Raw genomic sequence first — 15,399 nt, 5'->3', positions numbered from 1 at the left:
CCCCCTCCGGTCACATGCAGGCGTCAAACAACGCGCGGGTGTTTTCCTTCGTCATCGCAATGGGATTGCCGCCACAGGACGGATCTTCCAGTGCCATATCGGTCAGCATGTCCAGATCCGCCGCCTTCACGCCCATGGCGGTCAGGTCGGCCGGGATGGACAGTTCTGCCCGCAGATCCATGACCTTAGAACGGAAGCCATCGAACCCTCCCCCAATGCCCAGATAGGCCGCCGCTGCGTTGATCCGGTCTTCAATTGCCGGGCGGTTGAAATCCAGCACCATTGGCATGACCACGGCATTGGTGGTGCCATGATGGGTGCCATACACAGCGCCCACCGGGTGGCTGAGCGAGTGAATAGCACCCAGCCCCTTCTGGAAGGCCACGGCCCCCATGGCCGCCGCAGACATCATATGGCCGCGCGCCATCAGGTTGGTCGGGTCTTTGTAGACGACCGGCAGGTTTTCAAACACCAGCCGCATGCCCTCCAGCGCGATGCCTTGCGACATCGGGTGGTAGAACGGGCTGCAATACGCCTCCAGACAATGCGCGAGGGCATCCATCCCGGTGCCTGCCGTGATGAACTTCGGCATCCCCACGGTAAGGGCCGGGTCACAGAGCGTGACGGCGGGCATCAGTTTGGGGTGGAAGATGATCTTTTTCTTATGCGTTTCCGAATTTGTCAGAACGCCTGCACGCCCCACTTCGGACCCGGTGCCAGCTGTGGTGGGCACCGCCAGAATGGGCGCAATCTGGTCGCCATCGGCGCGGGTGTACCAGTCGTCCACATCCTCCAGATCCCAGACCGACAGATCCGCCCGCTGATGTGCCATCAGCGCGATCATCTTGCCCAGATCCAGCGCAGACCCGCCGCCAAAGCAGATCACCCCATCATGGCCGCCCGCCAGATAGACGGCGATGCCGTCTGTCATGTTCTTCTCATTCGGGTTGGGGTCCACCTCGGAAAACACCGCGCGGCCCAGCCCGGCGGCATCCAGGACCGACAGCGCCTCGGACGTGATCGGCAGGCTGGCCAGTGCCTTGTCGGTCACCAGCAGCGGCTTTTTCAGGCCGATGCTTTTGGCATGATCGGCCAGTTCGGAAATCCGGCCAACGCCGAATTTGATGGCGGTGGGGTAGGACCAGTTGCGGTTGGGCACGCCGTGCGACATGGGGTCAAGCTTTCTTGAGGTGATAGGATTTCGGGCGGGTCACCGAATGGAAACCCAGATAGGACAGCGAGCTGCCGCGCCCGGTGTTCTTGCAGCCGGTCCAGCACAGCGCCGGGTCAAGGTAATCGGCGCGGTTCATGAAAATGGTGCCGGTTTCGATCTGCGCGCCAATGGCGGCGGCGGTGTCATAGTCTTCGGTCCAGATGCTGGCGGTCAGGCCGTATTGGCTGTCGTTCATCAGGGCGATGGCTTCGGCATCGTCCTTGACCTTCATGATGCCGACGACGGGGCCAAAGGATTCCTCCGTCATCACCCGCATCGAATGGTCGACGTTCACCAGCACCTGCGGCGCCAGATAGGCACCGCCATCATCGGCGGGGAAATGCGCCGGGTCGATCAGTGGTTTCGCCCCGGCGGCGATGGCCTCAGCCACCTGATCGCGCACGACTTTGGCAAAGCGCGCGTGGGCCATTGGCCCCATGGTGCTGTCCGCCTCAAACGGATTGCCAAGTTTCAGCGTGTTTGTCCATGCGATGGCCTTTTCGACGAAGGCATCATAGAGCGACTCGTGCACATAAATCCGCTCGATCCCGCAGCAGCACTGGCCTGCGTTGAACAGCGCGCCGTCCATCAGCGTATCGACAGCGGCATCGAGGTTGGCATCGGCCCGCACATAACCGGGGTCCTTGCCGCCCAATTCCAGCCCCAAGGGCGTGAACGTGCCCGCCGCCGCCCGTTCCATCGCCTGCCCGCCCGCGACCGAGCCGGTGAAGTTGATGAAATCAAACGCGCGGCCCTTGATCAGGGCTTCCGTCGTGGCGTGGTCCAGCACGATGTTCTGGAACACATCTTCGGGGATGCCTGCAGCATGGAACGCCTCGGCCAGCCGTTCGCCGACCAGCAGGGTCTGGCTGGCATGTTTCAGCACCACGGTGTTCCCGGCGATCAGCGCGGGAACCAGCGTGTTGATGGTGGTCAGGTACGGGTAGTTCCAAGGCGCGATGATGAACACCACGCCCAGAGCTTCACGCGCGAGGTACCGGCGGAAGGTGTCGCTGTCTTCGACCACCTTCGGGGCCAGTGTTTCGGCAGCGATTTCGGCCATGTAATCGGTGCGGGCGTTCACGCCGCCGAATTCGCCGCCGAACCGGGTCGGGCGGCCCATCTGCCAGGCGAGTTCCTCGACGATCACGTCTTTCATCTCGTTGAGCCGGGCGACGCCCGCCCTGACCAGCGCGATACGCTCTTCCAGTGGCCGTGCCGCCCATGGCTTTTGCGCGGCGCGGGCGCGGGCGACCGCGGCTTGCGCGGCGTCAGGCGTCAGCGGCATCCGCTCGGCATAGACCCGGCCATCGACCGGGGAAATCAGTTGGATGGGCTTCATGTCATCTCCGTAGGGCGGGGTTTACCCCGCCAATCCCTTGCACCACAGGCGGGGAGACCCCCGCCCCACCTCATTTGTCCGGGGCTCACCCCTGCTTTCAGGCCCGCTCCAGCAGGCGCTGCAATTCAAAATCTGTCACCACGCGGTCGGTCTCGGCGATCTCCCAGCGGGCTGCGTGAGTGTAGTGGTCCACCACATCATCACCAAAGGCCGCGCGCAGCATGGCCGAAGCCTCCAGCAGATCTGCCGCCTCGCGAAGGTTGTGCGGAATCTCCCGCAGGCCCTTGGCAGTGTACATATCGCCTTTCATTTCAGGCTCCAGCTCCATCTTGCCCTCAATCCCGGCCAGCCCGGCAGCCAGCAAGGCGGCGCAGGCAAGGTAGGGGTTCACGTCACTGCCCGGGATGCGGCATTCGACGCGCACGGCTTTGGTATGCGCGCCGCAAACGCGGAAGCCTGCGGTGCGGTTGTCCGCGCTCCACACGGCCTTGGTGGGGGCGAACATACCGATGGTGAAGCGCTTGTAGCTGTTAACGTAAGGCGCCAGAAAGGCAGTGATTTCCTGCGCATGGGCCAGCTGCCCGGCCACGAAATGCTTCATGGTGGCTGACATGCCATTGGCGTCGTCGTGGTCATAGAACACCGGCTTGCCGTCTTTGGTCCACAGGCTTTGGTGCACGTGGCTGGAGGAACCGGCCTTGCGGTGATCATACTTCGCCATGAAGGTCACCGACTTGCCCTTGGCATAGGCGATATCCTTGACCGCCTGTTTGACGATGATGTGGTTGTCCGCCGTATCCAGCGCGTCGGAATAGCGGTAGTTCACCTCGTGCTGGCCGGCATCTGCCTCACCCTTGGTGTTTTCCACCGGGATACCGGCGGCATAAAGGCCGTTGCGCAGGTCGCGCATCATGCCCTCTTCCTTGGTGGTCTGGAAAATGTGGTAATCTTCATTATAGCCGGAAATCGGCTTCAGCCGGGCAAGGCCGCCATCGCGCAGATCGTCATAGGCGTTCTCGAAAATGTAGAACTCCAGCTCGGTTGCCATCATCGGTTCAAACCCCAGCGCGCGGGCGCGGGCGACCTGACGTTTCAGAATGGCCCGGGGGCTGACGGTGATGTCTTCTTTGCCCGAATGATCCATCAGATCGGCCAGCACCAGCGCTGTACCGGGCAGCCACGGAACCAGACGCATCGTCTCCAGGTCCGGCTTCATCATGTAATCGCCGTAGCCCTGCTCCCACCCGGCGGATTTGTAGCCCGGCACCGTGGTCATCTCCATATCGACGGCCAGCAGGTAGTTGCAGCAATGGGTTTCCTTGTATCCGCCATCGAGGAAAAACGCGGCGTGAAAGCGTTTACCCATCAGGCGGCCCTGCATGTCGACAGCGGCCACCAGAACCGTATCAACAGTGCCCGCGTCCACCAATTCGCGCAAAGCGTCCAGCGTCAGATTGCCCGGCATCACTTATCCTCGTCTGTCAGTTTTTTGATCATATTATTGTGTGGAAAGGGGCGCAACGGATGCGCCCCCCGAAATTTGCAAGCGGCAGGTTCAACCGTAACGATAGGGGCGGCCAGCCTTGTTCTGTACGTCGTTGTACTCCTTGAAGATCGCCACAACCTTGGCCTTCACCTCGGATTCAGCGGCGATTTCATCCCAGAACGTCACGGCGGCGGCCTCAACCGTGGCCCATTCCTCATCGGGAATCGTGGTCAGTTGCAGCTTGCCGCCGTTCAGGCGCAGGTCGGCCTCACCGGCCCAGTACCAGTGCTGGCGATAGTAGTGCGACTGCTCGAAGCAGGTGGCCAGCATTTCCTGCAGATGCGGCGGCAGGGCGTTCCACTTGTCCATATTGGCAAAGAAGTGGCCGATCCACGCGCCCGAGATATTGTTGGTCAGGAAGTAGTTGGTCACGTTCGACCAGCCCACGGTATACACCTCGGTGATGCCGGACCATGCGATGCCATCCAGCTCGCCGGTCTGCACTGCGACTTCAATGTCTTCCCATGGCAGCGTCACCGGCACCACGCCGAACTGGGTCAGGAAGCGGCCCGCGGTCGGGAAGGTGAAGATGCGTTTGCCTTGCAGATCGGCAAGGCTGTTGATCGGATCTTTGGTGGCGAAGTGGCACGGGTCCCATGCCCCGGCCGAGATGTGCTTGACGCCGACCTTGGCATATTCCTCTTCCCAGATCGCCTTGAGCCCGTATTTGTTGAACAGCGCGGGCACGTCGAGGCTGTAGCGCAGCGCCATCGGGAAGTAGCCGCCGAACACGGTGACTTCGGTGGGCGAGGCCATGGAATCGTCGTCCGACTGCACGCAGTCGATGGTGCCGCGCTGCATGGCCTGAAACAGCTCTCCGGTGGGGACAAGCTGGTCGGCGTAGAACAGTTCAATCTCCATCTGGCCAGCCGCCATGCGGTTGAAGGCGTCGATGGCGGGTTTCACCACCTCTTCACCCAAGGCCGCCCCGGCATAGGTCTGCATGCGCCATTTGATCACGTCCTGCGCGCGGGTGACGGCGGGCGTGGCAAGCGTGGCCGCCCCGGCCCCGACGGCAAGGGTGGCGGTTTTGGTCAGGAAGGAACGTCTGGATGTTGTCATCGGTGTTACCTCTTGTTGGTGGGATGGACGGGCGCGGTTTCTCCGTACCTCAGTTTCGATAGATCAGATGCGGCAGCCAAAGCGCGATCTGCGGAAAGGCCATGATCAGGCCAAGGGTCACAACCATTACCCCGACAAAGGGTGTGACCGAGCGATAGATGTCGCCCATGGTGATTTCCTTTGGCGCAAAGGCCCGCATCAGGAACAGGTTATAACCAAACGGCGGCGTCAGGTAAGCAATCTGGCAGGTGATGGTATAAAGCACACCATACCAGATCAGCACATCCTGACGCGGCAGGCCAAGGTCCAGCGTGGCGACCAGCGGCACATAGAGCGGGGCCACGATGACCAGCATCGCCGTATCATCCAGAAACATCCCCATTAGCAGGAACGACAGCTGCATCAGGATCAGGATGGTCCATGGCCCCATGTGCAGCCGGTCGACGAACAACGCCTCAACCGCCTTGACCGCGCCAAGGCCGTCAAACACCGCGCCAAAGGACAGCGCAGCAAGGATCACCCACATGAACATGCAGGTGATGCCAAGCGTGCTGCGGGTGGCGACTTCGAAGACATTCCGGGTGAAAGTGCCCTTGATCACGGCACCGATCACAGTGGCGGCCACCCCGATCACGCTGCTTTCAACAAGACTGGTCCAGCCGTAGATGAAAGGCAGCATCATCGCGCCAAAGATGATGAAGGGCAAAAGCCCGGCCCGCAGGCTGCGCAGCTTTTCGGCAAAGGTGATCTGCGCACGTTCCTCGGCACTCAGCGCCGGGCCAAGGTGCGGCTGAAAACGGCAGCGCAGGGTTATGTACAGGATGAACATCGACGCCATCAGCAGGCCCGGCATCAGCCCGGCAAGCCAGAGTTCAGACACCGGCGCGCGGGCGATCATGGCGTACAGCACCAGCACCACCGACGGCGGGATCAGGATGCCAAGGCTCGACCCGGCCTGAATGACGCCGGTGACCATGCGCTTGTCATAGCCGCGCTTGAGCAATTCGGGCAGCGCAATAGTCGATCCAATCGCCATGCCCGCGACCGACAGCCCGTTCATCGCGGAAATCAGCACCATCAGCAGAATGGTTCCCACCGCCAGCCCGCCCCGCACCCGACCGAACCACAGGTAAAACATGCGGTACAGATCATCGGCCAGCCGCGATTCCGACATCACATAACCCATGAACACGAACATCGGCAGGCTCAGCAGCGGATACCAGCGCATCAGCTTCATGGTGGCGGAAAAGCCCATCTGCTCGCCCCCCTGCCCCCACAGCGCGATGGCCGCCACCACGGCGACAAAGCCGATGATGCCGAACACCCGTTGCCCGGTCATCATCATCAAGAGCATGGTGGAGAACATCAGGGCCGCGATCATCTCATAGGGCATCAGATGGTTTCCCCACGGATGGTCGCGATGTCACGGATAAGGGCGGCAAGCGCCTGCAACAGCATCAGGGCAAAGCCGATGCACAGGATCACCTTGATCGGCCACAGATAGGGCCGCCATGCGGTCGGGCTGCGCTCATTATATTGCAGTGAATACAGGGTGGAATCGACAGCCCCCCACAGCATGACCCCAAGATAGAAGATCAGCGCCAGCACGGTGATTGCATCCCACCACGCACGGCGCACCGGGCTTTGCTGGGCGTAAAACAGATCCATCCGCACATGGCTGCCCATCTGCATGGCGTAAGGCCCACCCAGCACGAAATAGGCCACCATCACAAACTGCGCCATCTCCAGCGTCCACAGCGACGGGGTAAAGGCGGCCTTGCTGATGGTGGACCACATCAGGATGCCCATCAGCACGAACAGCAGATACATCGCCATCCGGCCCACGCCGTAATTCAGCCGGTCGATCAATCGCACGAGACCTATGGCAATCCGTGGCATCGCCTAACCCTCCGCCATTGCGATAAGGGCGCGTTGCAGTACCGGGGCCAGCTGGGCGGCCATCGCCTCGGCCTGCTGCGGCGTGGCAATCAGGTCATTGCGGATTTCCAGCATCGCATTGGCCAGCCCGTAAGGCGTGGCCTGCAGACGCAGGGTATGGGTGACGCCATCGGCGGCGGAATAGGGTTCGTTCAGCGCGCAACTCAGGCCGGTCATCGCTTGCGCTGTCGTCACAATCTCCTGTGCCAGACGCGGATCGGCATCATGGATCACGCCGAATTCCACCGCGCGGGGCTGGCCGTGGTAAACCGGGGTAAAGGAATGAATGGTGACCAGTACCGTTGCCCGCCCCAGCGCCAGCCGCCGCACAATCTCGGCATGCAGGGCGGTGTGGAACGGCAGATACAGTGCCTGCGCCCGGTGCAGGCGGTCCTGCGCGGTCAGAGACTGATTGCCGGGAATGTCATGCACCTCGGACCGGGCGGCCATCGCATCGGCGCGGTCCGGCCCACGGTTCAGATCATAGATCAACCGGCTGACGGGGGCGTGCACAAGTGCTGCATCCAGCCGGGATGCCAAAGCCCGCGACAGATCCAGCGCACCCGGGTCCCATGCGACATGGGCGCGGCATTGCGCATCGGTCAAACCAAGGCATCCCCATGGCGCGGGAAAAGCGTTGCTTGCATGTTCGCAGACCAGCAGAATAGCCCCTGCAGCATCGGGGTTTTCGACACTCGCCGCGAAATCTGTCTGGATGGATTGCAGGCTCATCAGTGACTCGGTGCCCCTTGTGCTGCGCTCAGGGTTCCTGATCTGACACGGTTCTGTCAAGATTTTTTCTTCTGCACAATTTCTGTTACAATCATTTCGGAAACCGGGCAGAGTTGTTTGCAATCAACACCGTCGCACCCGGGCATCCGGTGCAAACTCGCTGGAAAGGCATCGAAATGGACCTTCCCCTTGGCGTCGAAGACAGGATGCGCGCCGCGCTGCCCGAACTGACACGGGCCGAACGGCAGGTGGCAACGCATATCCTGCGGCATTATCCGGTGGCGGCGCTTGGCTCGATCACCGCTTTGGCCAAGGCGGCAGAGGTTTCCACCCCCACCGTGGTGCGCCTGTGCCAGAAGCTGGGCTATCGCGGCTACCCCGATTACCAGTCGGCCCTGCGCGGCGAGGTGGGGGCGATGCTCGAATCGCCGCTGGTCAAGCATGACCGCTGGGCCGGGGGGGCACCCGATACCCATATCCTCAATCGTTTTGCCGATGCGGTGGTGGCAAACCTTCAGGCCACCCTCAGCCAGATCGACCATGATGATTTTGATGCGGTGGCCAATCTGCTGGCCGATCCGTCGCGCCGGATCTTTGCCATGGGCGGGCGGATCACCCATGCCCATGCCGATTATCTGGTGTCGCTGATGAAGGTGGTCCGGCCCGAGGTGACGCTGCTGTCCGACATGTCAAACACCTGGCCCCCGGCCCTGCTGGACATGAAACCGGGTGATGTGCTGGTGGCCTTTGATATCCGCCGCTATGAAAACTCGGTCCTGCAACTGGTGGAACTGGCGGTGGAACAGGGGGCCGAGGTGGTGGTGATCACCGACCGCTGGGTCAGCCCCGCCGCCGCCCACGCCCGCCACACGCTGACCGCGCATATCGAGGCCCCCTCGGCCTGGGACTCCACCGTGTCGATCCTCGTGCTGGTCGAAACACTGCTGGCAAGTGTGCAAAGCCGGACATGGGCGGAAACCGAAGGCCGGATGAAGCGGCTGGAAACCCTGTATGATCGGTCGCGGTTCTTCCGGCGTTATCGCTGACGAACCCGTGGCGCGCAAACGCCACGGGCTTTCGGGATCAGTGTCCCATGTGGGAATGATCGTCACCGTCCGACGGATCGACGCTGAACTCCACCTCGACCCGGCCCGCGCGTTCAAAGATCAGCGTGGCGGGCACCATCTGGCCTTCGGTCAGCGGTTCGGTCAGGCCCATCAGCATGATGTGCATGCCGCCGCGTTCCAGCAGAACAGTCTCGCCCGCCGGAATGTCGATGGCATCGACATGCATCATCCGCGCAACGCCATCGGCGCTGTGTTCGGTGGTGTGCAGTTCGGAGTGGTGGACCGAAGGCACTTCGATGCCGATCAGCCGGTCGGCGGTCGTGCCCTCATTGGCGATGCCCACATAGCCCGCTGCCGATTTGGCCGAAGCCGCCGGCGCAAGGATGTGGGGATGGATCACCTCCAGATCACCGGCGGTGACGCCATGGGCCTGGGCATGGCTGGCCAGCAGAAAGGCCGCGCACAGGGCCAGAACCGGGGTTTTGATGCAGGTCAGAGAGACAGAAAACTTCATGATGTTTGCCTTTTGGCGTGAGCACGGCATTTGCCGGCTGTCAGGACTGGAAAGGGCTCAGACAGACAGGATCACATCAAAGGGCGGCGCACGCGGTGCGCGGGCGGGGTCATGGACGGCGGCCACGGTCTTGCGCGCACGCGGCGCAAAAATGGCGGCAACCACCCGGACATCTGCCGGGCGCAGGACGCAGGCGACGGCAGGAATCAGCACCGGGCCGGGCGGAGTACAGGCAAGGCAACGAACAGCCGATGCCACTTTCCCCGAACCGGACGGGGCGCACAGGTCGGCGATGGCAAAGCCGGACAGCAAAAACGCCTCGGCGCGCGCATCCTGATGCGTGGGCGCGTGATGGCCCAGGCTGGCAATGGCAAGGCTGATCGCCAGAAACGCGAACAGCGCAACACCACGCAGCCTTATGATCAGGGACCGAACCATACGTTTCGGGATGCCGCAAATTGCGACGCAACGCAACGGGTCACTCTGTCCCACCAACGTGGGAAGGGGCGGATTCTGTCCGAAGCATCCGGACCATCCGCACAAAGCCGGAAGAGGCCGCAGGCAACCTGCCCGATCTGTGACCAGTCTTTCACATTGCACCCGGCGCGCGAAAGGTTTTGCTTGCCCCGCGGCGAATGCCTCGCCCAATATGATCAAAATACAAGGGAGCGAGTCACTTGACCCAGAAGGTGGCCATCACCGCCCAGAACATCGTCAAAGCCTTCGGGCAAGGGGCCGCCGCCGTGCGGGCGTTGGACGATGTATCGGTAGACATCGCGACCGGAGAGTTCTTTACGCTGCTCGGTCCCTCTGGCTGTGGCAAGACCACGCTGCTGCGCCTGATCGCAGGGTTCGAGATGCCGACGGCGGGCACGATCCTGATCGACGGGGCCGATGTGACCGACAGGCCGCCGAACCGCCGCCCGGTGAACACGGTGTTCCAGTCCTATGCCCTGTTCCCGCATCTGACCGTGGCCGAAAACATCGGCTTTGGCCTGAAAATGCAGGGAAGGCCGGGGGCAGAAGTCGCGGCGACAACCTCTGAGATGCTGGCGCTGGTCAAGCTGGAGGCGATGGCCGACCGCAAGACCAGCCAGCTTTCCGGCGGCCAGCAACAGCGCGTGGCGCTTGCCCGGGCACTGGCCCCCCGGCCCAAGGTGCTGCTGCTGGACGAACCGCTGTCGGCGCTGGATCTGAAGCTGCGCAAGGAAATGCAGGTCGAGCTGAAACGATTGCAGCTTGAAACCGGGATCACCTTTGTCTTCGTCACGCATGATCAGGAAGAAGCCCTGACCATGAGTGACCGGATCGCGGTGATGAGCGCGGGCAAGATCCAGCAGATCGGTGCCCCGCGCGACATCTACACCCGGCCCGTGAACCGCTTTGTCGCCAGCTTTATCGGTGACACCAACTTCCTGCCCGTCACCCCCACACCGCAAGGCGCACGGCTGAGCACCGGCGATGTGATCATGGCCGAGGGCGAGGGCACCGTGCTGATCGTGCGACCGGAACAGCTGCGCCTTGGCCCTGCGGGCGTGGGCGCGGGATTGGCCGCGAAAGTGACCGGCGTGGTGTATTTCGGCACCGACATTCACGTCAACCTGGAGCTTTCGGATGGCACCGCCCTCACCGCCCGGGTGCCCAGCCCGGTCGATGGCGGCGCGGATTTCGCCCCCGGGCAGGACGTGGCCGTGACCTTCCAGCCGGGCGCCGCCCGGCTGATCCGGGAATAGCGCGATGAGCCCCGCCGAGCAGAACCAGCAAAAGCGATCGGCCCGCAACGGCTGGCTGTTGTCGGCCCCCGCGCTGACCCTGCTGTTCCTTGCCGCATCCGGCCCGCTGCTGATCGTGCTGGTCTATTCGTTCCTGACCCCCGGCCAATATGGCAATGTGGTATGGAAGTTCAGTCTGGACGGCTGGATCGGCATCCTGTTCAGCCGCGATATCTTTGACGGCACGATGAATCTGGCCGACGCGCATCTGACGATCTTCTGGCGGTCGGTCAAACTGTCGCTGATGACCACGGCGCTGACCTTTGCACTGGGGTTTCCGACCGCATGGTTCATCGCCACGCGCCCGCCTGCACAACGCGCGATGTGGTTGTTTCTGATCACCATTCCGTTCTGGACCAACCTGCTGATCCGCACCTTTGCCATCAACGAGGTGATCCGCAATGAAGGGTTGATGAACACCGTGCTGATCAACATCGGCCTGATTTCCGAACCGATCCGCCTGATCAACACCGATACCGCCGTGTTCATAGGCATGGCCTATGTCTACCTGCCGCTGATGGTGCTGCCGCTGTTTGCCGCCATCGACCGCTTTGACATGAAGCTGCTGGAGGCGGGGTATGACCTTTATGCCAGCCGCATGCAGGTCCTGCGCCATGTGATCCTGCCGATTGTGAAGCCGGGCATCGTCGCGGGGTCGATCCTTGTGTTCGTGCCGTCGCTGGGGGCCTATGTCACGCCGCGCGTGCTGGGCGGCGGCAAGAACATGATGATCGGCAATTTCATTGAATTGCAGTTCGGGCAGGGCCGCAACTGGCCCTTGGGCGCAGCGCTGTCGATGGCGCTTTTGCTGATCGTGATGGCGGCGCTGCTGGTCTATGTCCGCGCCAGCACAAAGGGGAGCAATCCACATGGCTGAGCGCACATTTGAAGTCTCGCGCCTGCCGGGATTTGCCAGCGTGGCCGTCGCCGTCTTTGTGCTGCTGTATCTGCCGATCCTGACGCTGGTGGTGTTCTCGTTCAACTCCGGCCCGTCTATCGCCGTGTGGCAGGGCTGGTCACTGCACTGGTATGCCGACGCCTGGAACAACGAGGCGGTAAAGGGTGCCACCGCCCGGTCGCTGATCATTGCCACCTGCGCCAGTGCGCTGGCCACCACCGTAGCCACGATGGCAGCGCTTGGCACCACAAGGCGCGCGGCCTTTGGCGGGCAGACCTTCATCTACGTGGTGATCAACCAGCCGTTGATGGTGCCCGAAATCGTGACAGCGGTGGCGCTGCTGATCCTGTTCGGCGTGGTCAAGCAGGCCACCGGCTATCAGGGTCTGGGCTATCTTATTCTGGCCCATGCCGCGTTCTGCACGCCCTTCGCCTATCTGCCGATCCGCGCCCGGCTGGAGGGGATGGATCTGAGCCTGGAGACCGCCGCCGCCGATCTGTACGCCAACCCGTGGCAGACCTTCCGCCATGTCACCCTGCCGTTGCTGGCCCCTGGCATTGCGGCGGGGGCGATGCTTGCCTTTGTCATCTCTCTGGATGACGTTGTGATCACCGAATTCGTGAAGTCGGGCGGGCAGGATACCCTGCCCACCTATATGCTGGGCCAGATGCGACGCGCCATCACGCCCGAGGTCAACGCCATCTCCACCGCCCTGCTGGGGCTGACTGTGGTATTGTTGACCTTGTTCTTCATCCTGACGCGCAAAAAAAACTGAACCAACCGGGAGACGACAAATGAAATGTACGCTGACTGCATTGGCCTTTCTGGCGGCGACAACCTCGCTCGCACAGGCCGAAGGGGTGCTGAACCTTTACAACTGGGGCAACTATACCGGGCCGGATCTGCTGGCCAAATTCGAGGCGGAAACCGGGATCAAGGTCACGGTCACCGATTACGACAGCAACGACACCGCATTGGCCAAGATTGAGGCCGGGGGTCATGGCTTTGATCTGGTTGTGCCATCGACCAATTACGTGCCAATCTTTGTTGAAAAGGGGCTGGCGGTCGCGTTGGACATGGCCAAACTGCCCAACCACGCCAACATCGCGCCGGAATGGGTGGATGTGGCCTGGGACCCGGGCCGCACCCATTCAATCCCATGGCAGTGGGGGTCCATCGGCATGTCGGTCAACACGGCGGTTTATACCGGCGATATCAACACCTCGTCGATCTTTCTGGATGTGCCGGATGAGTTGAAAGGCAAGATCAACGTGGTCCCGGAGATGACCGATGTTGTGAACCTTGCCGTCATGTATGTCGGCGGCGAGCCTTGCACCGAAGACACCGAAGTGCTGAAAAAAGCGCGCGATGTGCTGCTGGCGGCCAAGCCGGACTGGATCAGCATGGATTACGGTGCCACCGAAAAGCTGTCGAACAACGACTGGGCGGCGAGCGTGAACTGGAACGGGTCGACCATGCGGGCGCGTCTGGCCAACAGTTCGGTTGCGCATGGCTACCCCAAGGAAGGCTACCCGATCTTCATGGATTCGGTGATGCTGCTGGCCGACGCCCGCAATGTCGAACAGGCCTATACCTTCATGAACTTCATCATGGAGCCGGAAAACGCCGCGATGATCTCGGCTTTTGCGCGCTATAACAACGGCATCTCCGGGTCTGAGGACTTCATGCCCGAAGACATGAAGACCGCCCCCGAAGTGGTGACGCCCGAAGAGCATAAGGCAGCGGGCAAGTTCCTGCCCACCTGCTCGCCCACCGCGCAGCAATATATGGCCGCGATCTGGACCGAGCTGATGAAGTAAGGCTCTTCGCCAAACCGTGGGGGGCTTTCTGCCCCCCACACACCCCGAGAGTATTTTCGCCAAGGTGAAACCGGCATGGCGCTGTGGGAACAGTCGGCAAGCGACTTGTCGCGGATGATAGCGCGGCGCAAGGTGGCCCCATCAGAGGTCATGGCCGCACATCTGTCGCGGATTGCGGCGGTGAACCCGGCGGTCAACGCTGTGGTGTCGCTGCGCGAGACCGATGCGCTGATGGCCGAAGCGAAGGCGGCAGATGATGCGCCACCCAAAGGCTGGCTGCACGGCCTGCCGCTGGCGGTGAAAGATCTGTGCGCCACCAAGGGGTTGCGCACCACATGGGGCAGCCCGCTGTTTGCGGGTCACGTGCCGCAGGCCGATGACCTTCTGGCCGCACGGATGCGGGCAGCGGGGGCAATCTTCATCGGCAAAACCAATACGCCGGAATGGGGGCATGGCAGCCATTCGTTCAACCCGGTGTTCGGCGCGACCCGCAACCCCTATGACCTGACGCGCACGGCGGGCGGGTCATCGGGCGGGGCGGCGGCGGCTTTGGCCACGCGCATGGTGCCGGTGGCCGATGGCAGCGACATGATGGGGTCGCTGCGCAACCCGGCCGGGTTCTGCAACGTCTACGGCTTCCGGCCCAGCTGGGGGCTGGTGCCCGGCGATGCCGAGGGCGATACCTTCCTTGCCACGCTGGCCACCGAAGGCCCGATGGGCCGCACGGTGGAGGATGTGGCGCGGCTGTTGCAGGTGCAGGCGGGGCCGAACGCGCAGGTGCCCTTCCCCATGCCAGCACAGGATTATGTGGCCGGGCTCGAGCGTGCCAGCCTGCACGGCAAGCGCATCGCGTGGCTGGCCGACTGGGGCGGGGCCTATGCGATGGAACCCGGCATCCTGCCGCTGTGCGAGGCGGCGTTGCAGATGATCGCCGATCAGGGGGCCGAGGTTGAGGCAATTGCGCCCCCCTTCCCCGCCGAAAAGCTGTGGCAGGCATGGACCACGCTGCGCGCCATGCTGAACGCGGGCCGGATGAAGCCGCTCTATGACGACCCTGCCAAGCGGGCGCAGCTGAAACCCGAAACGCTGTGGGAAATTGAACAAGGCCAGCACCTTACCGCGCAGGCGGTGTTTGAGGCATCGACCATCCGCAGCCGCTATTACGCCCATATGGCGCGGCTGTTTACCCGGTTTGACGCCATTGTGCTGCCGACAGCGCAGGTCTGGCCGTTCCCGGTCGGCTGGCGCTGGCCGCAAGAGATTAACGGCCACCCGATGGACACCTACCACCGCTGGATGGAGGTGGTGATCCCCGCCAGCCTGATCGGCCTGCCCGCGCTGTCGGTGCCGGTGGGTTTTGGGGCCAATGGCCTGCCGATGGGGATGCAGATTGCCGGGCCGGTGGGGGCCGATGCCGCCATTCTGGCGATGGGCCAGGCCTGGCACACCATGACCGACTGGCCGGGCAAGCGCCCGCCGCAACCTGAGGACTGAG

15 protein-coding genes are annotated in these 15,399 nt (G+C 62.6%); 6 read left to right on the top strand and 9 right to left on the bottom strand.

The genetic code is table 11. From position 1 onward, the window contains the following. Positions 1–10 precede the first annotated feature (10 nt). From Q7J44_RS00960 to Q7J44_RS00930, 7 genes are all read right to left on the bottom strand, one after another. Complete coding sequence (locus Q7J44_RS00960) at positions 11–1,171, bottom strand: iron-containing alcohol dehydrogenase (protein ID WP_304876121.1); 1,161 nt, start codon at positions 1,169–1,171, stop codon at positions 11–13. Between the two features lie 4 nt (positions 1,172–1,175). Further along, positions 1,176–2,555, bottom strand: a complete 1,380-nt coding sequence (locus Q7J44_RS00955; protein ID WP_304876120.1) for an aldehyde dehydrogenase family protein — start codon at positions 2,553–2,555, stop codon at positions 1,176–1,178. Between the two features lie 97 nt (positions 2,556–2,652). Next, entirely contained in the window at positions 2,653–4,020 is a 1,368-nt protein-coding gene (locus Q7J44_RS00950) for a glutamine synthetase family protein (protein WP_304876118.1), read from the bottom strand. A gap of 90 nt (positions 4,021–4,110) precedes the next feature. Further along, entirely contained in the window at positions 4,111–5,163 is a 1,053-nt protein-coding gene (locus Q7J44_RS00945; protein ID WP_304876116.1) for a TRAP transporter substrate-binding protein, read from the bottom strand. Positions 5,164–5,212: 49 nt separating this feature from the next. Further along, complete coding sequence (locus Q7J44_RS00940; RefSeq protein ID WP_304876114.1) at positions 5,213–6,556, bottom strand: TRAP transporter large permease subunit; 1,344 nt, start codon at positions 6,554–6,556, stop codon at positions 5,213–5,215. After that, on the bottom strand, positions 6,556–7,062 hold the full coding sequence (locus Q7J44_RS00935) for a TRAP transporter small permease subunit (protein ID WP_304876112.1): 507 nt from the start codon (positions 7,060–7,062) through the stop codon (positions 6,556–6,558). The genes Q7J44_RS00940 and Q7J44_RS00935 overlap by 1 nt, the downstream gene beginning before the upstream one ends. A gap of 3 nt (positions 7,063–7,065) precedes the next feature. Further along, the gene (locus Q7J44_RS00930; RefSeq protein WP_304876110.1) at positions 7,066–7,833 is read right to left on the bottom strand and encodes an N-formylglutamate amidohydrolase; all 768 of its coding nucleotides are present in this window, start codon (positions 7,831–7,833) and stop codon (positions 7,066–7,068) included. 176 nt (positions 7,834–8,009) lie between these two features. On the opposite strand from Q7J44_RS00930, the gene Q7J44_RS00925 reads away from it, so the two are divergent. After that, positions 8,010–8,879 carry a MurR/RpiR family transcriptional regulator gene (locus Q7J44_RS00925; RefSeq protein ID WP_304876108.1) on the top strand — a complete coding sequence of 290 codons (870 nt, stop codon included), beginning with the start codon at positions 8,010–8,012 and terminating at the stop codon, positions 8,877–8,879. 37 nt (positions 8,880–8,916) lie between these two features. On the opposite strand, the gene Q7J44_RS00920 is transcribed toward Q7J44_RS00925, so the two are convergent. Further along, the gene (locus Q7J44_RS00920) at positions 8,917–9,414 is read right to left on the bottom strand and encodes a copper chaperone PCu(A)C (RefSeq protein ID WP_304876106.1); all 498 of its coding nucleotides are present in this window, start codon (positions 9,412–9,414) and stop codon (positions 8,917–8,919) included. 57 nt (positions 9,415–9,471) lie between these two features. Further along, positions 9,472–9,852, bottom strand: a complete 381-nt coding sequence (locus Q7J44_RS00915) for a hypothetical protein (protein WP_304876104.1) — start codon at positions 9,850–9,852, stop codon at positions 9,472–9,474. A gap of 239 nt (positions 9,853–10,091) precedes the next feature. Here Q7J44_RS00915 and Q7J44_RS00910 point away from each other — a divergent pair, with 239 nt between their 5' ends. The 5 genes from Q7J44_RS00910 to Q7J44_RS00890 all read left to right on the top strand — a co-directional run bounded on the left by Q7J44_RS00910 (position 10,092) and on the right by Q7J44_RS00890 (position 15,398). Then, entirely contained in the window at positions 10,092–11,147 is a 1,056-nt protein-coding gene (locus tag Q7J44_RS00910; protein ID WP_304876102.1) for an ABC transporter ATP-binding protein, read from the top strand. 4 nt (positions 11,148–11,151) lie between these two features. After that, complete coding sequence (locus Q7J44_RS00905) at positions 11,152–12,063, top strand: ABC transporter permease (protein ID WP_304876100.1); 912 nt, start codon at positions 11,152–11,154, stop codon at positions 12,061–12,063. A 250-nt stretch (positions 12,064–12,313) separates the two neighbouring features. After that, entirely contained in the window at positions 12,314–12,859 is a 546-nt protein-coding gene (locus tag Q7J44_RS00900) for an ABC transporter permease (protein WP_370692933.1), read from the top strand. 19 nt (positions 12,860–12,878) lie between these two features. Further along, positions 12,879–13,904, top strand: coding sequence for an extracellular solute-binding protein (locus Q7J44_RS00895; protein WP_304876096.1), 1,026 nt, complete (start codon positions 12,879–12,881; stop codon positions 13,902–13,904). A 75-nt stretch (positions 13,905–13,979) separates the two neighbouring features. Beyond that, positions 13,980–15,398, top strand: coding sequence for an amidase (locus Q7J44_RS00890; protein WP_304876094.1), 1,419 nt, complete (start codon positions 13,980–13,982; stop codon positions 15,396–15,398). Position 15,399 lies beyond the last annotated feature (1 nt).

The organism is Pseudotabrizicola sp., from assembly GCF_030656345.1.
GTDB lineage: Bacteria > Pseudomonadota > Alphaproteobacteria > Rhodobacterales > Rhodobacteraceae > Pseudotabrizicola.
Note: the sequence above shows the minus strand (reverse complement) of the source record. Positions and strands in the feature narration are given on the sequence as shown.